17 protein-coding genes, 1 tRNA gene and 2 rRNA genes (1 of these 20 cut by a window edge) are annotated in these 19,374 nt (G+C 63.4%); 10 read left to right on the top strand and 10 right to left on the bottom strand.

From position 1 onward, the window contains the following. Nucleotides 1-9 precede the first annotated feature (9 nt). Entirely contained in the window at nucleotides 10-867 is an 858-nt protein-coding gene (locus FJ543_RS10965; RefSeq protein ID WP_140875040.1) for a phosphoenolpyruvate hydrolase family protein, read from the top strand. A gap of 5 nt (nucleotides 868-872) precedes the next feature. Beyond that, complete coding sequence (locus FJ543_RS10960; RefSeq protein WP_015315627.1) at nucleotides 873-1,301, top strand: cupin domain-containing protein; 429 nt, start codon at nucleotides 873-875, stop codon at nucleotides 1,299-1,301. On the opposite strand, the gene FJ543_RS10955 is transcribed toward FJ543_RS10960, so the two are convergent. Continuing rightward, nucleotides 1,298-2,488: a Xaa-Pro peptidase family protein gene (locus FJ543_RS10955; RefSeq protein ID WP_140875038.1), complete on the bottom strand. Its 1,191-nt coding sequence runs from the start codon at nucleotides 2,486-2,488 to the stop codon at nucleotides 1,298-1,300. The two genes, FJ543_RS10960 and FJ543_RS10955, sit on opposite strands and share 4 nt — an antisense overlap. Before the next feature lie 365 nt (nucleotides 2,489-2,853). Here FJ543_RS10955 and FJ543_RS10950 point away from each other — a divergent pair, with 365 nt between their 5' ends. The 5 genes from FJ543_RS10950 (at nucleotide 2,854) to FJ543_RS10930 (ending at nucleotide 8,073) form a co-directional block, all read left to right on the top strand. Next, on the top strand, nucleotides 2,854-4,464 hold the full coding sequence (locus tag FJ543_RS10950; protein WP_140875036.1) for an ABC transporter substrate-binding protein: 1,611 nt from the start codon (nucleotides 2,854-2,856) through the stop codon (nucleotides 4,462-4,464). Nucleotides 4,465-4,608: 144 nt separating this feature from the next. Next, the gene (locus FJ543_RS10945) at nucleotides 4,609-5,595 is read left to right on the top strand and encodes an ABC transporter permease (protein ID WP_140875034.1); all 987 of its coding nucleotides are present in this window, start codon (nucleotides 4,609-4,611) and stop codon (nucleotides 5,593-5,595) included. Next, nucleotides 5,592-6,422 (top strand): ABC transporter permease, encoded by an 831-nt coding sequence (locus FJ543_RS10940; protein ID WP_140875032.1) that lies wholly within the window; start codon nucleotides 5,592-5,594, stop codon nucleotides 6,420-6,422. The genes FJ543_RS10945 and FJ543_RS10940 overlap by 4 nt, the downstream gene beginning before the upstream one ends. After that, nucleotides 6,419-7,300 carry an ABC transporter ATP-binding protein gene (locus tag FJ543_RS10935; RefSeq protein ID WP_181173956.1) on the top strand — a complete coding sequence of 294 codons (882 nt, stop codon included), beginning with the start codon at nucleotides 6,419-6,421 and terminating at the stop codon, nucleotides 7,298-7,300. Before FJ543_RS10940 ends, FJ543_RS10935 begins: the two co-directional genes overlap by 4 nt. Next, nucleotides 7,297-8,073 (top strand): ATP-binding cassette domain-containing protein, encoded by a 777-nt coding sequence (locus FJ543_RS10930; RefSeq protein WP_140875030.1) that lies wholly within the window; start codon nucleotides 7,297-7,299, stop codon nucleotides 8,071-8,073. The genes FJ543_RS10935 and FJ543_RS10930 overlap by 4 nt, the downstream gene beginning before the upstream one ends. A gap of 36 nt (nucleotides 8,074-8,109) precedes the next feature. Here the strand turns inward: FJ543_RS10930 and FJ543_RS10925 are convergent, their stop codons facing one another. From FJ543_RS10925 to FJ543_RS10910, 4 genes are all read right to left on the bottom strand, one after another. Further along, nucleotides 8,110-8,865: an ATP-binding cassette domain-containing protein gene (locus FJ543_RS10925; protein WP_140618990.1), complete on the bottom strand. Its 756-nt coding sequence runs from the start codon at nucleotides 8,863-8,865 to the stop codon at nucleotides 8,110-8,112. Beyond that, nucleotides 8,858-9,919 (bottom strand): ribose ABC transporter, encoded by a 1,062-nt coding sequence (locus FJ543_RS10920; protein ID WP_140875028.1) that lies wholly within the window; start codon nucleotides 9,917-9,919, stop codon nucleotides 8,858-8,860. The genes FJ543_RS10925 and FJ543_RS10920 overlap by 8 nt, the downstream gene beginning before the upstream one ends. 98 nt (nucleotides 9,920-10,017) lie before the next feature. Continuing rightward, complete coding sequence (locus FJ543_RS10915) at nucleotides 10,018-10,995, bottom strand: ABC transporter substrate-binding protein (protein ID WP_015315618.1); 978 nt, start codon at nucleotides 10,993-10,995, stop codon at nucleotides 10,018-10,020. Nucleotides 10,996-11,427: 432 nt separating this feature from the next. Next, nucleotides 11,428-12,333, bottom strand: coding sequence for a sugar-binding transcriptional regulator (locus FJ543_RS10910; RefSeq protein ID WP_140875026.1), 906 nt, complete (start codon nucleotides 12,331-12,333; stop codon nucleotides 11,428-11,430). A 277-nt stretch (nucleotides 12,334-12,610) separates the two neighbouring features. Between FJ543_RS10910 and FJ543_RS10905 the strand changes: the two genes are divergently transcribed. Beyond that, entirely contained in the window at nucleotides 12,611-13,519 is a 909-nt protein-coding gene (locus tag FJ543_RS10905; protein WP_140875024.1) for a tagatose-bisphosphate aldolase, read from the top strand. 35 nt (nucleotides 13,520-13,554) lie between these two features. Next, nucleotides 13,555-15,027, top strand: coding sequence for an ROK family protein (locus FJ543_RS10900; protein WP_140875022.1), 1,473 nt, complete (start codon nucleotides 13,555-13,557; stop codon nucleotides 15,025-15,027). On the opposite strand, the gene FJ543_RS10895 is transcribed toward FJ543_RS10900, so the two are convergent. Next, nucleotides 15,011-15,622, bottom strand: coding sequence for an NAD(P)-dependent oxidoreductase (locus FJ543_RS10895; RefSeq protein ID WP_140661649.1), 612 nt, complete (start codon nucleotides 15,620-15,622; stop codon nucleotides 15,011-15,013). The genes FJ543_RS10900 and FJ543_RS10895 overlap by 17 nt on opposite strands. A 36-nt stretch (nucleotides 15,623-15,658) precedes the next feature. Next, nucleotides 15,659-16,297, bottom strand: coding sequence for a DsbA family protein (locus FJ543_RS10890; protein WP_140875020.1), 639 nt, complete (start codon nucleotides 16,295-16,297; stop codon nucleotides 15,659-15,661). A gap of 140 nt (nucleotides 16,298-16,437) precedes the next feature. Here FJ543_RS10890 and FJ543_RS10885 point away from each other — a divergent pair, with 140 nt between their 5' ends. Continuing rightward, the gene (locus FJ543_RS10885) at nucleotides 16,438-17,355 is read left to right on the top strand and encodes a LysR family transcriptional regulator (RefSeq protein WP_140787790.1); all 918 of its coding nucleotides are present in this window, start codon (nucleotides 16,438-16,440) and stop codon (nucleotides 17,353-17,355) included. Between the two features lie 134 nt (nucleotides 17,356-17,489). On the opposite strand, the gene FJ543_RS10880 is transcribed toward FJ543_RS10885, so the two are convergent. From FJ543_RS10880 to FJ543_RS10870, 3 genes are all read right to left on the bottom strand, one after another. Next, nucleotides 17,490-17,566 (bottom strand) — tRNA-Met (locus FJ543_RS10880). A gap of 225 nt (nucleotides 17,567-17,791) precedes the next feature. After that, nucleotides 17,792-17,906, bottom strand: a 5S ribosomal RNA gene (gene rrf / locus FJ543_RS10875). Nucleotides 17,907-18,180: 274 nt separating this feature from the next. After that, nucleotides 18,181-19,374, bottom strand: a 23S ribosomal RNA gene (locus tag FJ543_RS10870); it runs 1,638 nt beyond the window's last position.

Here is a 19,374-nt window from a genome sequence, read left to right as displayed (position 1 = left end):
GACCCAGACATGCCAGCCATACCGCGCAAGGACATACTGAAAAAGTTCCGGGGAATGATCGACAAAGGCGTGCCGATCGTCGGTGGCGGCGCCGGCACCGGCCTGTCGGCCAAGGCCGAGGAGGCCGGCGGCATCGACCTCATCATCATCTACAATTCCGGCCGCTACCGCATGGCTGGCCGCGGCTCGGCCGCCGGCCTGCTCGCCTATGGCAACGCCAACGAGATCGTCAAGGAGATGGCCTATGAGGTGCTGCCGGTGGTCAAGAAGACGCCGGTACTGGCCGGCGTCAACGGCACCGATCCCTTCGTCATCATGCCGCTGCTGCTCGCGGAACTGAAGACGATGGGCTTTTCCGGCGTTCAGAACTTTCCCACCATCGGCCTGTTCGACGGCCAGATGCGGCAGAGTTTCGAAGAGACCGGCATGGGCTTCGGCCTAGAGGTGAACATGATCACCGAGGCACACAAGCTCGACCTCCTGACCACGCCCTATGTCTTCAACCCCGAAGAAGCACGCGCCATGACCAAGGCGGGCGCCGATGTCGTCGTCGCCCATATGGGCGTGACCACCGGCGGCTCGATCGGCGCCACCTCGGCCAAGTCGCTCGACGACTGCGTCATTGCCATCGACGCCATTGCCGAGGCGGCGCGCTCGGTGCGCAACGATGTCATCCTGCTTTGCCATGGCGGCCCGATCTCGATGCCCGACGACGCCCGCTACATCCTCTCCCACGCCAAGGGCCTGCACGGCTTTTATGGCGCGAGCTCGATGGAACGGCTGCCGGCGGAAGCCGCGATCGCCAGGCAGACTGTGGATTTCAAGGCGGTGACGCTCGGCGGCGGCGCAAAGAACAAGAAGGGATGAGAGAGATGACCGACAGGAGCAAGGTGTTTGTCTACCCGAAGGACGTCAGCGCCTTCGGCTTCGACTGGGGAAAACTGTCTTTGACGGTGGCACCTGAAGTGAACGGCGCGACCCGCTTTTCCGGCGGCGTCGTCGACCTGCCCTCAGGCAAGGGCCATACCCGCCACAACCATCCGGGCGCGGAAGAGATTATCTTCGTCATCTCGGGCCATGGCGAGCAGATGGTCGAGGATGAGAAGGGCAATCCGGTGGTGGAGAAAGTCGGCCCCGGCTGCACCATCTACGTGCCGGAGAGTCGGTTTCATTCGACGCTCAACACCGGCGACGGGCCCATGCAGCTGTTCGTCGTCTATTCGCCGGCCGGGCCGGAACTGGGTCTGCGCGAACTGCCGGATTTCAGGCTGATCCCGCCGGGCGCCGGCCTCCAAAATTAGGCCGTCCCACCGCTATTCCATCCCCGGCCCCGATCGCCAAACATCACGTACCCGCTCTCGGTCACCGCCAGCGTATCCTCCAGCTTGATGAAGCCGCGCGTCGGGTGAAGCATGGTGGTCTCCACGGACAGCACCATGTTTTTCTCCAGCGGCTTGGCCGCATAGGTGCCTTCATAGGCCACTGGGTGGTTGGTCATCAGGAACGGCGCCTCGTGCGTGATCAGCCCCATGCCGTGGGCGAAGAAATCCGTATAGGGCGCGACCTTGGATGTCTTCAGCACGCTCTCCGCATGAGAAATCATGTCACCGCCCAGCGTGCCCGCCTTCACCTTCGAGAAGGCCGCCTGCTGCACCGTCTCGACCTCGGCCAGCAGATCCTCGAGCTCGGCATCGGGTTCGCCCAGAATGCCCATCCTGCAGAGATCGCCAATATAACCGTGATAATTGCCGCCGGAATCGATCGACAGCACCTCGCCCTTCTTCCACGCTTGCGGGGAGGTGGCGCGGTTGTGGCTGGAGCCCAGCGTCAGCAGGCAATATTCGAAATGCGCACCGCGATTGGTCTCTTCGCGCCTGATCTGCTCGATCATCTCGGCCTTGGTCGTGCCCTCGCGCGCCCAGGCGATGGTCGCCAGCATGGAATCGGTGATCAGCTCGGAGGCCGTGCGAAGCTTCTCCAACTCCGCGTCCGTCTTGATGGCACGCATGCGTTCCAGCATGTCGGTCGCATCGATCAGCTTCGCATCGGGCAATGCCTTGCGGATCAGCGCATAGGCGTCCGACGGCAGGAAACCGGGCTCGATACCGATGCGGGCACCGCCCTTGCCGATCTTCCTGACATGCTCGACGGCAAGATTGGCGGCGTCGAGAGTGCCCCAGCAGGCGGCATGCAGCGTCGGCGTCCAGAACGGGTGGTTCTGGTGCTCGCCGCCTTCCATGCGGTTGCCGATATAGGCAGCATGATCCGGCCCGCCCTTCTCGTAGATCACGATTGGCAAATAGCGGCTGTGGCCGATCGCATCCATGGCGGCGAAGAAGATGAACTTGTAGCCGCCCAGCAGATATTGCGTGTTGTGCTTGGAGGTCGCGAGCAACACGTCGATGCCGGCCTCCTCCATCAGCCGGTCGACCCTGGCCTGCTCGAACGGGATATTGCTGACGGCACTCTTGCCCGGCGCAATGTTCATCACTCTCTCCCTGAATTGCCCGGGATCGGCGCTGTTTCGCACCCGATCCGCCGGCTCGCGATCAAATCTGCACCATTTTTCTCGCTCTGGTCTAGCCAGAATGTATACGAACACAGCGCCGGGATGGTCACCAAAGCGTCATTTGTGCGCGTATCCGCTAATCTGGTCCTGCCAGCCAGCCGAATTGACTGGACTTGTGCTAAACTGGTCCAGCGGACGGAAATTTCAAAGCCAAGCAAGGATGCGCCAATTCCGTCTCTGGCGAAACCCCCGGCAAGGCCCATAATCCCCGCCGCAAGGATGCCGATGCGCGCCGGCGTTCGAGGCCGCGCCCGGTCGGGTGGAGGAGAGGACGGAGTTCAATCATGTCAGGTTTCATTATTTCCAGACGCACCATGCTCACTGGGTCGGCAATGCTGCTGGCCTCCACCGCCATGCCGGCACTGGGCCGGGCGCAGACGCCAAAGAAGGGCGGACGGCTCGTGCTTGCCGCCGATTCCGAGCCGCGCAATCTCAATCCGGCGATCGTCGCCTCCAACGGCGTTTTCTTCATCTCCAGCAAGATCGTCGAAACGCTGGCCGAAGCCTCTTTCGACGGCAAGGACGGACTCGCGCCTCGGCTGGCGGTGAGCTGGGAAGGTGCCGCCGACGGCCTGTCGGCGACCTTCAAGCTGCGCGAAGGAGTCAAATGGCATGACGGCAAGCCGTTCACCTCGGCCGACGTCGCCTTCTCGGCGCTGCAGATCTGGAAGCCGCTGCAGAATCTCGGCCGCACCGTGTTCAGGGATCTTGCCGTGGTCGATACCCCTGACGAGTTGACCGCCGTGCTCAAATTCGCCAGGCCGACGCCCTTCCAGTTGATCCGCAACGCGCTGCCGGCACTGTCGAGCGTGGTGCCCAAACACATCTACGAAGTCGGCAAGATCGAGGACAACCCGGCCAACAATGCGCCCATCGGCACCGGCCCGTTCAAGTTCGGCGAATACAAGGCCGGCCAGTACTACCGGCTGACGAAGAACACGGATTATTGGGGCAAGGACAAACCCTACCTCGACGAGATCATCTACCAGGTGCTGCCCGACCGCACCTCGGCGGCGAGCGCGCTGGAAGCCGGAGAGATCCAGCTTGCCGCCTTCTCCGCGGTGCCGCTGGCCGATCTTGACCGCATCTCGAAAGTGCCGGGCCTGAAAGTGATCACCAAAGGCTATGAGGGATTGACCTACCAGCTCGTCGTCGAGATCAACCATCGCCGCAAGGAGCTCGCCGACCTCAAGGTGCGCCAGGCCATCGCGCATGCCATCGACAAGGATTTCGTCGTCAAGACGGTGTTCCTCGGCTATGCCGCCACCGCCACCGGCCCGGTGCCGAAGAACGATCCGCAGTTCTATACCGCCGATGTGCCGACCTATGCCTTCGACGTCGCCAAGGCCAATGCGCTGCTCGACGAAGCTGGTTATAAGAAAGGCGCCGACGGCAACCGCTTCTCGCTCAGGCTCTTGCCTGCCCCCTATTTCAATGAGACGAAACAGTTCGGCGACTACCTGCGCCAGGCGCTCGCGGCAATAGGCATCGACGCGCAGCTGGTCAACAACGACTCGGCCGCCCACATCAAGGCGGTCTATACCGACCACGCCTTCGACCTTGCGGTCGGTCCGCCGGTTTTCCGCGGCGACCCGGCGATCTCGACCACCATCCTGGTGCAGAGCGGCATTCCCGATGGCGTGCCGTTTTCCAATCAGGGCGGCTACAAGAATGACGCGCTCGACGCCCTGATCACCAAGGCCTCCGAAACGCTCGACACCACGGCGCGCACCGACCTCTACAAGGAGTTCCAGAAACAGGTCGCGGCCGACCTGCCGCTGATCAACGTCGCCGAATGGAGTTTTATCAGCGTCGCCAGTGACAAGGTCGGCAACATCGCCAACAACCCGCGCTGGGCGGTCTCGAACTGGGCGGACACATATTTGGAATCGTGACACACTCACGCGGATGAGAATTCGCGAGGAAAGCCGTCGGCAGCAGCCAATCCCCCTCCTTGAGGGGGAGATGTCCGGCAGGACAGAGGGGCGCGCCTGGGCTCGACATTTCGTTATGTCCCTTATCGCGCATTCGAGGTCCGCATGACCCGCGTCCTCGTCCTCCTGCGCCGTCGCCTCGTCGGCAGCATCTTCGTGCTTTTGATCGTCGTCATCGGCACTTTCCTTTTGCTCGAAGCAGCGCCCGGCGATGCGGTCGACGCCTACATCGTCTCGACCGGCGGCGACGCCGGCATGATCGAGCTGTTGCGCCACCGCTGGGGCCTCGACCAGTCGGAGCTGACGCGGCTCGCCAGCTATCTCTGGGCACTGCTGCATCTCGATCTCGGCCAGTCCGTCACTTTTTCCCGACCGATCCGCGGTGTCATCCTCGAGCGCCTGCCGACCACGCTCTTCCTGATGGTCAGCGCCACCGCGCTCTCCTTTGGCCTCGGCTCGGCGCTCGGCATCTATGCCGGCGCCAGGCCAGGCAGCTTCCGCGACCGTTTTCTCTCCGCCGCCTCGCTGGCTCTCTACGCGGTGCCCGGCTTCTGGCTCGGCCTGGTGCTGATCGTGATCTTCGCCGTCGACCTGCGCTGGCTGCCGATCGGCGGCGTCGAGACGCTGGCCTCGGACAAGACCGGCCTCGACCGCGGCGCCGACATCGCCATCCATCTGGTGCTGCCGGTTTGCGCACTCGGTTTCATCTATCTGGCGCTTTATCTGCGCATGATGCGCGCCGGCATGGCCGAGGCCTGGCGCCAGGATTTTGTGCTGGCCGCCCGCGCCCGGGGGTTGTCGCGCCGCCGCATCGTGCTTGCTCATGTCGCCCGAAATGCGCTGCTGCCGCTGGTCACCATGCTCGGCCTGCAGTCGGCGCAGATGCTGGGCGGCAGTGTCGTCATCGAGAGCGTCTTTGCCGTGCCCGGCCTTGGTCGGCTGGCGCAGGAAGCGGTCGCCGCGCGCGACACGCCGCTGCTGCTCGGCATCATTCTTACCAGCGCCGTCCTGGTCATCGTCATCAATCTTGTCGTCGACATCGCCTACGCGTTCCTTGACCCGCGCGTCGGCGCCAGCGGGGCCGGTGCATGAGCCGTCTGCGCCGCTTTCTGCGCACGCCCGAGGCGGCCGCCGGTGCCATCATCCTGACGGCGCTTTTTGCCATGGCGCTGTCGGCCTCGCTGCTGTTTCCCGGCGACCCGCAAGCCATTGCTGGCGCGGCGTTGCTGCCGCCTTTCCAGGACTGGTCGCTGCCGCTCGGCACCGACCGGCTCGGCCGGGACGTGTTGGCCGAGCTGTTTCATGGCGCCCGTACCTCGCTGGCCGTCGGTCTGGCGGCGGCGGCCGCGGCACTCGCTTTCGGCGCGGTGATCGGCACGCTGGCCGGCTTCGCCGGCGGCCTGATCGACGAGGTGCTGATGCGCGTCACCGATGCTTTCCAGACCGTGCCGGGCTTCCTGCTGGCACTGGCCTTCGTCAGCGTGGTTGGGACCTCGCTCGGCGTCGTCGTCGTTGCAATAACGCTCGGCACCTGGACAGGACCGGCGCGGGTCGCCCGCGCGGAAGTCCTCTCCATTCGCGAACGCGACTATGTCGCCAGTGCCCGTGTCATTGGCATGCATCCCCTGGAAATCGCCTTTCGCGAGGTGCTGCCCAATGCCTTGCCGCCGATCTTGGCGATGTCGTCGGTGATCGTCGCCGCCGCGATCCTCACCGAAGCAGCCCTGTCTTTCCTTGGTCTTGGCGACCCCAACCGGGTCACCTGGGGTGGCATGATCGCGGAAGGTCGCGCTGTCTTGCGCACCGCGCCGTTCCTCTCGATCGTCCCGGGCATTGCGCTGGTGCTGACGGTGCTCGGCGTCTATCTCGCCGGCGAAGGCATCGTCGAGACGACGGCCGTGCGGAGGGGCCTGTCGTGACAGTACTGGCGTCGATCCGAGATCTGACGGTGACCTACCGCCGTGATGGCAGCGAGGTCGCCGCGCTGAAGAATATTATTCTCGATATCCAGCCAGGCGAACGGCTGGCCATCATCGGTGAAAGCGGTTCGGGCAAGAGCACGCTGGCGCTGGCGATCGCGGGATTGTTGCCGGCGAGCGCCAGGATTGAGGGGAGTATCGACTGGTTCATGCGATCACCGCCAACCTTGGGGGCCAAGGCACCCCCCTCCGGCAGGATAGAGGGGGGTGGGAAGGATCGCCTATCTCTCAACCGTCACAATCAAGCCTCCCTTGGCGGCCGCGACATCGGCTTCGTCTTCCAGGATCCGTCCGCAAGCCTCGATCCGGTAATGGCAGTCGGCAAACAAATCGCCGAAGTCGCGCGCACGCATCTCGGCCTCACATGGGCCCAGGCATATGCCAAAGCCAAAACCCTTCTCGAACGCGTCCGCTTGCCCGACCCCGACTCCGCCCTGCACGCCTTCCCGCATCAGCTTTCCGGCGGCCAGAAGCAGCGCGTGGCGATTGCCGCCGCGATTGCCGCCGGGCCGAAACTGCTGATCGCCGACGAGGCGACCAGTGCGCTCGATACCATCGTGCAGGCCGAGATCGTCGCTTTGATTCGGCGGCTTGTGGCCGAGGACGGCATGACGCTGCTGTTCATCAGCCATGACATTGCGCTCGCCGCCGAGCTTGCCGAACGCATCGCCGTGTTCCGCCACGGCCAGTTGGTGGAGTTTGGCAAGACCGAGCAGATTGTCGAAGCCCCGACGCAAGCTTACACTCGCGCGCTGCTCGACGCCCATATCGGCCTCGACGCCGAGCCGCTGCTGCACCGAAGCAGGCTGAATGCATGAGCCTGCTGAGAGTATCCAATCTCACCAAACGCTATAGTCGCGGCGGCAAGACCCTTGCTGCGGTGGATGATATCTCGTTTCATATCGAGCCCGGCGAAACGCTGGCGCTGGCAGGCCCTTCCGGCAGCGGCAAGTCGACCATCGCGCGGTTGGTGCTGCGCCTGATCGAGCCGGATGGCGGACGCATTGAATTCGAAGGCGGTGATTTCCTGGCTCTGGGCGGCTCGGCACTTCGAGCCCGTCGCGCGCGCCTGCAAATGGTGTTCCAGGATCCGCTGGCCGCCTTCAACCCGCGCGCCACGGTGGCGCGCGTCCTCGATGACCCCTTGCGCATTCATGGCGTCGCCCCGCGCTCGGAGCGCCCGCGTCGCATCGCCGCCTTGCTGGAGCGGGTCGGCCTGGCGGCCGATCTCGCGCCCCGCGCAATCCATGAAATCTCCGGCGGTCAGCGGCAGCGTGTGGCGATTGCCCGCGCCATCGCCACCAAGCCGTCGCTGATCGTGCTTGACGAAGCGGTGTCGGCGCTCGACGTCTCGGTGCGCGGCCAGATCCTCGATCTCCTGCTGGACCTGCAGCGCGAGGAACGGATCGCCTATCTCTTCATTTCGCATGATCTTGGCGTCGTCCGGGCGGTCGCCCACCGCGTCATCCTTCTCGATGCCGGGCGTATTGCCGAGAGCGGCGATGCCCGAACTGTCATCGACGCGCCGCGATCGGCCATCGGCAAGGCACTGGTGGCAGCCGCGCCTAGATTGAACAGAAACAGACCATGATCCGCTCTTCTAACAAGATCACACCGACAGGACGGCCTACCCTCCAACCATCAACCTGACGACCTCGTCATGGTTGGTCTCGGAAATCTTGCGCTCGCCGGCCTGGACGCCGCGGCGCAGCACGACGATGCGGTCCGAGACCGCGAAGATATCCTGCAGATTGTGCGAGATGAAGATCACGCCGCGTCCTTGCGCCTTGAGCTGGTGGATGAGCGAGATCACCTTGCGCTGTTCCGGCACGCCAAGTGCCGCGGTCGGTTCGTCCATGATGAGGATCTGCGCATCCCAGTAGACGGCGCGGCCGATGGCGACAGCCTGGCGCTGGCCGCCGGAGAAATTGCTGACCGGGGCGTTCATCCGGCTGACGTGGAAATCCAGCCGCTTCATCGTCTCCCTGGCCGCCTCGGCCATGGCCTTGCGGTCGAGCACCGGCAGGAAGCCGAACGCCTTGCGCATCGGTTCGCGGCCAAGGAAAATGTTGGCACCGATCGACAGATTGTCGGCGAGAGCCAGATCCTGGTAGATCGTCTCGATGCCTTTTTCGCGCGCCTCTTGCGGCGTCGCGAATGCCACCGGCTGGCCCCTGAGCAGGATTTCGCCGCCTGTCGGCTGGAACACGCCCGAGATCGCCTTGATCAGCGTCGTCTTGCCGGCACCATTGTCGCCGGCCAGCGCCACCACTTCGCCCGGCCGCACGGCCATGGAGAAATCGTTGAGCGCGCGCACGGCGCCGAAATGCTTGGACAGGTTGCGGACCTCGAGCAAGGGGGTGTTCTGGTCGGTGCTATTCATCCTGGCGGCCTCCACTGAACCGGCGCTGCGCCTGGTCTATGAGCACGGAAATGATGATGACGACGCCAACGGCGATGAACTGCCAGAACGGCTCGACATTGACGAAGACCAGCCCGTACTGGATGACCGCGATCACCAGCGCGCCGGCGACCGTGCCCAGGATGGTGCCGGAGCCACCGAACAGGCTGGCGCCGCCGATGACGACCGCCGCGACGCTGTCGAGCAGCAGCGGCTCGCCGGCTTGTGCCGCACCGGCCGTGAAGCGCGCCGCGTAGAGCGCCCCGCCAAGGCCGGCGCACATCGCCGACAGCACATAGAGCCGCAATATGTGGCCCCTGATGTCGATGCCGGCGCGCCGCGCCGCCTGCACATTGGCGCCGATGGCATAATTGTGCTGGCCGAACCGTGTCTGGCTGAGCAGATAATGCATCACGATGACGAACACGGCAGCGATCATGACCAGATAGGGCACGCCGTAGAACTTGCCATTACCGAGCAGCGCGAACCAGGAATTCTGAACCGGCACCGTCGTGCCGCCGGCAAGCAGGAAGGCAACGCCGCGCGCGACGCCGAACATGCCGAGCGTGCCGATGAACGGCGGCACCCTGAGGCGCGAGATGAGCAGGCCGTTGATGATGCCGGGCAAGCCGGCGACGATCACCGCTGCGAGGATGCCCGCCAGCATGGCCAGCGGCAAGGGAATGGCGGCGCCCGCCATATTGGTGGCATGCGCGGCAACGACGGCGGCAAGCCCCATGATGAACCCCAGCGACAGATCGATGCCGCCCGAAATGATGACGAAGGTCTGTCCGGTCGCAAGCAGGAGCGGCGCTATGGCAAAGATTGCGATGGATTGCAGGTTGAACGGGTTGAGCACGAACGTCGCGCCGAAGGCGAACCTCGACCATACCTCGAAACAGATGATCAGACCGGCGAGGAACAACCAGGCGCGCCCTTCGGCGATGCGTCCGATCAGGGTCCTGGCCGGATCGCCATGATCGGCCTGGGGGGCGACATGCTTCTCGGCCGACTCGGCTGGTGATGTCGAGGTCATGAATACTCCGCGGCGCGGCTGCGTTCAAACAGGCCCCGCCTTTGGGAGCCGGCACGAGCTCCCCCCGGCGGACCGGGAGGAGCCAAGCTCGTCTTGACCTACTCGGAGTAGAGGTACTTCGAGATGTTCGGGTCGGCGATGTTGGACTTGTCCATGATCGTGAAGCCGGTGCCGATCGTGACCGGGATTGAATGGCCGGTCAGGTGGGCATAGGCCGAGACGACGCCGAAGTAGCCGATCTCGGCGGGATGCTGGGCGATCGCCACGTCCACCAGGCCGGTGTTGATGTTGTCGACGATGCTGGTCGGTGCATCGAAGGCAACGACCTTGACGGTGCCGCTCTGCCCGGCCTGCTTGACGCCGTTGGCCGCACCCAGCGCGGAGAACAGATTGGCGCCGAACACGCCGACCAGATCGGGATTGCGCGCGAAGACGGCCTGCAGCTGCGAGGCCGCCTTGTTGGCGTCGTCGTCATTGAATTGGGTCTCCAGCACGGTGATGCCCGTATGCTTGGCCATTTCCTTCTTGAAGCCTTCTTCGCGCTGGTCGGTGGTCGAGATGCCGGGCTTGACGTTCGACACATAGACCTTGCCCTTGTCGCCGACGGCGGTGGCAAGCGCACGCGCGGCGATCTCGCCGCCCAGAACATTGTCAGAAGCAATGTAGGCCAGCGGGAAATCGGCATCGCCAGCACCCGTCTGGTAAACGCCGCTGCCGATGAAAGTATCGACTGTTATGACCGGAATGCCGGCGTCGTTGGCCTTGCGCAGCGGCTCGACCAGCTGGACCTTGTCGGTCGGCGCGATCAGGATCGCATCCGGCTTCTTGGCGATGACCGCGTCGAGCACCGGCACCTGGGTGACCGGGTTGAAGTCCGGAGCGCCCTGGAAGACCAGGTTCACGCCGAGCGCGTCGGCGGCCGCTTGGGCACCCTTGCGCATGGTGATGTAAAAGCCATCGGTCGTGAGGCCCGGAATGAGCGCAATGGTGTATTTTTTGTCCTGCGCCTGCGCGGGCGCCATCAGCACCGTTGCGCTGACGGCAAGCGCCGCGAGCGCGGCAACGATCTTCTTCATGACATCCTCCTCATTGTTGGCAGTTCTGCCGTTTTCGGTGACATTGGAGTGGCCGTTATCCGCTCAGAGGCAGGATGCCGACGGCCGGAACGCCTGTTTGCCTTTCGCGGGCAGCTCCTCCCAAGCGCCCTCCAATCTAAATATCAGCCGGCCGAGCCGACCGCACAATCCCGTGCTCACTTTCCTCGCCTCCGCGAGGTCAGGGAACCATCGCGCCCGGCATCCTGCACGACGGATCGGCAATTTGTAACACTTTGCAGAAATAAATTGCAACTCGGTTTTTCCGCGACTGCAACGCCGGCTTTCCAGACGCCATCTGACTGCTCCTCCGAGCCCCGGGCGAACTATCGTCCCGACTCCCCGGCGACACAATCGATTTCGCAGCGGCTTCTCTCCGCACCGACAGCGCCGCATCAGTCCTCATATCTGCCGCTATCGCATTGCAAGAACCGCGAGGATGGCCTGAGCCGTCTTGGTATCCGTCACCAGCGTGTTGATGAGCCCGGAACGAACGGCGCCGATGATGGCCGTCGCCTTCTCCGGCGAGGCTGCGACGCCGACCACCAGGGGCACGGCGCGAAGCTGCGCCGGCGACATGGCGATCATCCGGCTCTCCCCTTCCCAGGCGATCAGGGCGCCTTCCGCATCGAAATAATGGCGAAGGACGTCGCCAGCCGCATGGACCAGCGCCTGCTCGGTCGGCGTGGCGGCACTCGCCTCGGGTGGGTTGATGGCGTGCGGCAGGCCAATGCCGACGATCGCAACGTCGGTCCTGTCCCACAGCGCGACGGCATCGCGGATGGTGGCGTCTCCGAGGAAGACGTCACGCAGTTCGCTGGACGGCAGATAGGGCGCATGGATAAAGTGCGGTGTCCCGCCAAACTCTTCGGCGGCGAGCCGCACGAATTCATTGACCTGGAAATGCGCCGCGTGCTGCTGCATGCCGCCAGTCGCGGCCACAGTCAGCACGCCCGGCATGCGCGGCAGACCGGCTCGAATGACCTCGCGCACGGCGCGTCCCCAGCCGATGGCGACTACGGAGCCGGCCACCAGTTGCGCCTGCCTGAGCAAAGCGCCAAGCGGGGCGGAAAGCGCAGTCAGCGCACCCGCTGCCGGCGTTTCGACAACGGCGGCGTCCCGCAACTTCAATCCGTCGACAAGTTGCCTGGTAATATCCTCCGGCGTCGCCAGGTCGATCACCTCGATGCGCACGATGCCTTCGGCCCGCGCCCGCTGCAGCAGCCGCGAAATCGTCGCGGTGGAGACACCGAGCTGCCGCGCTATGTCGACCTGCGACATCTCCTCCACATAGTGCAACTTGGCAACCGTGTGCAGCATCGTGCGCGATGCGGTCGCGTCCTGGGCGGAAGAAACAGACAGCTTGCAATTCCTTTCAGCAACGTGTTACATACGTATACGCCGATGCGAGTTATCGCGCAAATCCGGTGAACTCGCAACTTGAGGCGATACCAGGCCAAACGCCGGCTGGGCTGCTTATCCCAGCAGCCGGCGATGCATCAGGCGGCAAACTCTTCCTGCCGGCAGGCGGGCAAACTGACCATTTGTTTCCACGGGATCAGCGCCTCGGCGCGCCAACATCGGACAGAAGAAAACCATGATCAAGATGACCACCGCGGAACTGCGCGGCTACCAGCAGATATGCGGCAAGGACGGAGCCATGGTGGCCATCGCTTGCGACCAGCGCGGCGGCATGCGCACCTTGTTGGCGTCGGACCCCGAGGACCAGGCCAGGATCACCAACGACATGCTCGGCGACACCAAGGCCGACATCACGCGCTATCTCGCAAGTGCGGCGTCCTGCGTGCTGCTCGACCCACTCTGCGCGGTGCCGAGGGTTGTCGACGACGGCGTGCTCAACCGCGATACCGCACTCCTCATTGGCCTCGACGCGTCCGGTTTCGACGTTTCGCCGGAGGGCTACCGGCTGTCGCGGCTGGTCCCCGGCATCAATGCGCGGCGCGTGCGCGAACTCGGCGGCACGGGCGGCAAGATCATGGTGTATCTCAGAGCCGACAAGCCTGAAGCCAACGAACACAACATCGCCATCCTGCACCAATGCATCGCCGACTTCGGCAAAGAGGACCTGCTGCTCGTCGTCGAATTCCTGACCTATCAGCTCGAAGGGGAAAGCCCCGAGGACTATGCGGCCAAGACGCCCTGGTTGGTCGAGGAGGGTACGAGGATTTCGCTGGAATGCGGCGCGAAGGTGCTGAAGCTTCCCTACCCCGGAACGCCGGAAGCCTGCGCCAACATCACTGAAATGGCCGGCGAAGTGCCGTGGGCCGTACTTTCGGCCGGCGTCAACCACACCACTTTCCTTGGCCAGGTCGAGGTCGCCATGCAAAATGGCGCCTCCGGCGTCATCGCCGGCCGATCGCTGTGGAAGGACTGCATCTCGCTCGATCGTGACATTCAGCGCGAAAGGCTTAAGACCATCGCGGTGCCGCGGCTGCGAGAGATCCAGGCGGTGATCGGGCACTATCGGCGGAAGGCTGCCGCCTGATATCCCCGTTTGAGCGCCGTCACGTGCAGGACGTCATGCCACAAAAGTCGATGGCCATAGGGATCGATATCGGCGGCACCAATTTGCGTGCCGCCCGCATCTCGTGCACCGGTGAAATCCTCGAACGCCTTTCTGAAAAGAGCGCGCCTGACCCGGAGCTGGTGCTTGGCCGCATCGCCGACATGGTGCGCCTTCTCGATACGCCTGATGTGGCGGCCATCGGCGTCGGCGTTCCCGGCCGCGTCGACGCACGGCGCGGCGCGGTCCTGTCGGGAGGCTATGTCAACCTCGCTTCGGTCGCACTCGCGCAGCGGCTGGAAAGCATGACCGGCAAGCCTGTTATCGTCGACAATGACTGCAACATGGCTCTGGCCGCCGAGATGGCGCTTGGCGCCGGCCAAGGCCACGACAACATCGCCATGTTCACCATCGGCACCGGCGTTGGCGGCGCCGTTGTCCAGAACCGACGGATCATGCGCGGCCGGGCAACGGCGGGGCAACTGGGGCACATCACCGTCGACGTCAACGGCGAACTCTGCGCTTGCGGGCGGCGCGGCTGTGTCGAAACCACCAGTTCGGGTACGGCGCTCGGCCGTCACATAGCGCGGGCTGGCCTTGGTCCCGAGGTTTCGGTCGACCAACTCTTTGCCCGCGATGCCGCCGACGACATCCAGGCGCGAGGCATATTGGAAGCCTGGGCGAGGCCACTGCGGGCGGCTATCGATACCACCGTTGCCGTGTTCGACCCCGACCTCGTCCTGCTTGGCGGCGGTCTTGGCCGGGCGGCACACAGAGCGCTTGGCCACGCGCCGGCGCTGGCGCCGTGGTACCAATGCCCGGTGGCGCCGGCGCGGCTCGGCGACGACGCCGGAGTGATCGGCGCCGGTCTCCAGGCGCTTTCGGCACCGACATCGACATCGCTTTCCGTTCAGCCCGGCCGCGCCAGACGCGCCGTGCTCGTCAACGGCATCCCGGCCAGCGGCAAGAGCACGGTGTCACGCGGCATCGCCGATCGCATGGGATGGCCGCTGCTCGCGCTCGATACGGTCAAGAACCCGTTCCTCGAAGTGCTCGGCGGCGGCGACCGCGAATTCAACCGCACGCTGGGCCGCGCCAGCTACCAGGCAATCTGGTCGCTCGTCGGCGACGCCCCGGCCGGCAGCACCTTCATCGTCGATGCCTGGTTCGGTTTCCAGCCGCGGCAAGTGCTCGAGGATCATCTGCGCAACGCCGGGGTCGAACACACGGTCGAAATCTGGTGCCACGCGCCGGGCGAAGTTCTGGCCGAACGCTACGGCGCCCGGCTAGGTCAGCGCCTCCCGGGTCATCCCGGCGCTGCCTATATCCCCGAATTGATCGAGCTGGCCAGGCGCGCCGAACCGCTGCGGCGCGGGCCGCTGTTCGACGTCGACACGACGCAGCCGATCGACTTCGAGGCCATCGCCGCATGGCTCCGCGCGACCCTGGCCGGCGACGCGTCGGTCCTTTCAATCAATAACCGACGGTGAAGCGCTGCCTGACATGCGTCGGCTTCTCGATTTCGTCGACCATGGCGATGGCATAGTCCTCGAACGAGATGCTGCTACCCTTATCCGAGGCGAGAAGCGTGTCCTTGCCGACGCGGAACTTGCCGGTGCGCTCACCTGGGACGAACATCGCGGACGGCGACAGGAACGTCCAGTCGAGGTCGCTGACTGTCTTCAACTTGTCCAGGAAGTCGGCGCCCTTCTGTGCCTCGGCCTTGTAGATCGCAGGAAATTCGGCGGTATCGACCAGACGCTTGCCGGGCGCGACTTCGAGACTGCCCGCGCCGCCCACGACGAGATAGCGCTTCACGCCCGAGGCACGCACCGCGGCGATCAGCGTGTCGGGGTCGCTATCCACGAAATGCACCGCGCTGATCACCGCATCATGGTCGCGGATCAACTCGGCAAGGCCTTCCTTATCGAAGACATCGCCCTTCCTGGGGGTCACGCCGGGCAGCGCGGCAATTTTTTCAGGGCTGCGGGCGATACCGGTGACCGTGTGGCCACGATCGGAGAGTTCCTTGAGTATGCGCGAGCCGACAGCGCCGGATGCACCGATGAGAGCGACGTTTGCCATGTTCTTTTCCAGTCCTTGTTGGAGGTCGGTTGAGGATCACGCCGCCGCTATATGGGCGACAAGATTGTCAAAGCCGCCGAACAGCGCGTTCGAACCGATGAGCCGAGGCGCTTCGTTGCGGATGGCCGCTAGCGAAGGCACGCCCTTGGCATGCAAGCGCTGGAACAGCGCGCTGCCCCGATTAACCAGGTCGAGGTGCGCCGTCAGTAAGGTTTCGGTCGGGCTCTTCAGGATCGCGGCGGCATCCATCATGCCAGCGCCGGCGAGCACGGCAGCCACGCCTTCCACAGTTACGATATCGCGACCGTCGACATAGCGCGCACGTTGGATTGCCTTGAGCGCGGTCAACCGGCGGCTCGGGTCTTCCAGGCCGGCGGCGCTGATGGCGAGGGTCGCGGCATGCGAGTCCAGCAAGGTGCCACGGATGCCGAGGACATTGTGCTGATAGGGCTGCGTGAACGCTTGTCCGGTCAGACGCTCGATACGCTGGTCGTTCGCCCAGGCGTGAGCGGCAAAACCTTCATCCATCGGCCTCGCGCCCGCTCCCGAAAACAGACCAGTCGGCAGCAATTCGACGCGCACGCCGCTGGCAGCCAATTTGTCCAGCATCGGGGCGGCGCCGTAGCACCAGCCGCAGAGCGGATCGAAAAGATAAATCACATCCGAATTGCTCATGATTGCCTGATATCCCTTGGCGCGGCGTGCAGCGGTCTGGATTGCCAAAATCTGTTGCTCCTATGTGGCAGACAACGATCTTGCGATAAACACCATCCAATAATATAGATTGTCTGACCAGTTCATACAAAGCGATCGCCGTGGCTGACCTGCTGAACCTCAATCGACTGGTCTACTTCACCACCGTGATGGAGACCGGCTCCTTCACATCGGCGGCCGACCGGCTTGGCGTCGCCAAAGCCGTGGTCAGCCATCAGATCGGCAAGCTCGAGGAGGAGTTGGGCGCGACACTCATGCGACGAACGACACGGCGTGTCGCGCCGACCGAAGAGGGACGCCTCTTCTATGATCGTGCGATGATAATCCTGCGGGAAGCGGAGGCCGCCTATGGCGAGATTTCGCGCGCGGCCGTCGAACCGGCTGGAATGTTGAGACTGACGGCGCCGCTCGACTACGGCACGAAGGTGGTTGCACCGGTCATCGCCGCCTATCTGAGAACTTATCCGCATATGCGCGTCGAGGTGATCTTCGACGACGCGGTAAGCAATCTGGTCGACGAGCAGATCGACCTCGGCATCCGCGTCGGCTGGCTTGCTGATTCCTCCAACCAGGCGCGGCGCTTGGGCACGATCCGGCAGATCGTGGTGGCAAGCCCTGCGTTCGCCGCAAGCCTGCCGCAGGACGTGAGCCCGCGGCAGGCGCGGTCGTTGGCCTGGGTCGGAAACGCCCAGCTTCGCGGCGTCGGCCAATGGCTGTTTTCCAGGGATGGCGACAAGGTGCTGACTGAACTCAACCCGGTCATCACATGCGACAAGAGCCCGGCTGCCCATGCCTGCGTGCTTGCCGGCATAGGGCTGGGTGTGTTTCCCGACTACAGCGTCAGCGACGACATCGCCGAGGGGCGGCTGGTTCCTGTCTTTGCCGACTGGGCCTTGCCCAACGGCGGTATCCACGCTGTCTTTCCGCCGGCAAGGTTCAGGCCCGCCAAGGTGCGCGCGTTTGTGGACCTGCTCGCCGCCGCAGAGAGAAAGCGATCGCGCGGCAGTGCCGTGGCGTGAATGCAACCGCGGCAGAAGGTCGGTAATGGCTTACATAAAGCGGTTCTGCCGCACCCCAAAACAAGACATCCGCAGCATTATGAGATCGGAACGCGAACGGCCCGCCGGCATAGAGCCAGGCGGGCCGTTTTGTTTGGTTGCGGGGACAGGATTTGAACCTGTGACCTTCAGGTTATGAGCCTGACGAGCTACCGGGCTGCTCCACCCCGCGTCACCTCTAGGCAAGCGTTTGCTTGCCGATCTAGGCAAGCGTTTGCTTGCTTTTGGCTTTGCCAAATGAAAGGGCCGCTTAGAGCGGCCCGGGATCCCTTGGCGGGCCTTTATGGATGTTGCCCAAAAGTGTTAGCGGTTTGGGGCAACGACATGCATCGAACGACGTGCAGAGAAGATTTCACGGTCATCCGATTGGATGAGAGTTTGAACGTGCGTTTTGCAGACCTGGCAGCGACCTACTCTCCCGCGTCTTGAGACGAAGTACCATCAGCGCTGGAGCGTTTCACGGCCGAGTTCGGAATGGGATCGGGTGCAGCCGCTCCGCCATAACCACCAGGTCGGCAAAACGCACGTTATTCGAGAAGCTGGAATAGGGAATAGTGAGTAGCGAATAGTGAGTAGGGGATACCTATTCGCCATTGGCTCACTGCTCTTCACCTGTCTTTTTGTGCCTGAGCGACATCCGCAGTTTGCTTCCGGGCAAAGCCCGCAAGCGCGACTGCGCGTCGCCGGTCGTCCGGCGCCCTCGCGGAGCATAGGCCCGTAAGGGCCGCTCATGCGTGAGCGCTGGTCAGACCATTTGACTTCATCAAATGGGTATTAGGAATGAGAACGATCAAGCCGATCGAACTATTAGTACCGGTAAGCTTCAAGCGTTGCCGCTCTTCCACACCCGGCCTATCAACGTGGTCGTCTTCCACGGTTCTCAGGGAATACTCGTTTTAAGGTGGGTTTCCCGCTTAGATGCCTTCAGCGGTTATCCCGTCCGGATATAGCTACCCTGCTATGCGGCTGGCGCCACAACAGGTCCACCAGAGATCCGTCCATCCCGGTCCTCTCGTACTAGGGACAGATCCTTTCAATATTCCTACACCCACGGCAGATAGGGACCGAACTGTCTCACGACGTTCTGAACCCAACTCACGTACCGCTTTAAATGGCGAACAGCCATACCCTTGGGACCTGCTCCAGCCCCAGGATGCGATGAGTCGACATCGAGGTGCCAAACAACCCCGTCGATATGGACTCTTGGGGGTCATCAGCCTGTTATCCCCGGCGTACCTTTTATCCGTTGAGCGATGGCCCTTCCACGCGGGACCACCGGATCACTATGACCGACTTTCGTCTCTGCTCGACTTGTCAGTCTCGCAGTCAGGCAGGCTTATGCCATTGCACTCAGCGAACGATTTCCGACCGTTCTGAGCCCACCATCGCGCGCCTCCGTTACTCTTTAGGAGGCGACCGCCCCAGTCAAACTACCCACCATACATTGTCCCGGACCCGGATAACGGGCCGCGGTTAGACATCCATAGTGATAAGGGTGGTATTTCAAGGGTGGCTCCACCTGAGCTGGCGCCCAGGTTTCAAAGCCTACCACCTATCCTACACATGCCACTACGAATGCCAATGTAAAGCTATAGTAAAGGTGCACGGGGTCTTTCCGTCTAACCGCAGGAACCCCGCATCTTCACGGGGAATTCAATTTCACTGAGTCTATGCTGGAGACAGCGGGGAAGTCGTTACGCCATTCGTGCAGGTCGGAACTTACCCGACAAGGAATTTCGCTACCTTAGGACCGTTATAGTTACGGCCGCCGTTTACTGGGGCTTCGATTCAGAGCTTGCACCCCTCCTCTTAACCTTCCAGCACCGGGCAGGCGTCAGACCCTATACGTCGTCTTGCGACTTCGCAGAGCCCTGTGTTTTTGATAAACAGTCGCTACCCCCTGGTCTGTGCCACCCTCCTCCACTTGCGTGGAAAAGGGTCACGCTTCTTCCGAAGTTACGCGTGCAATTTGCCGAGTTC

The organism is Mesorhizobium sp. B2-5-7 (assembly GCF_006440875.1).
GTDB lineage: Bacteria > Pseudomonadota > Alphaproteobacteria > Rhizobiales > Rhizobiaceae > Mesorhizobium > Mesorhizobium australicum.
Note: the sequence above shows the minus strand (reverse complement) of the source record. Positions and strands in the feature narration are given on the sequence as shown.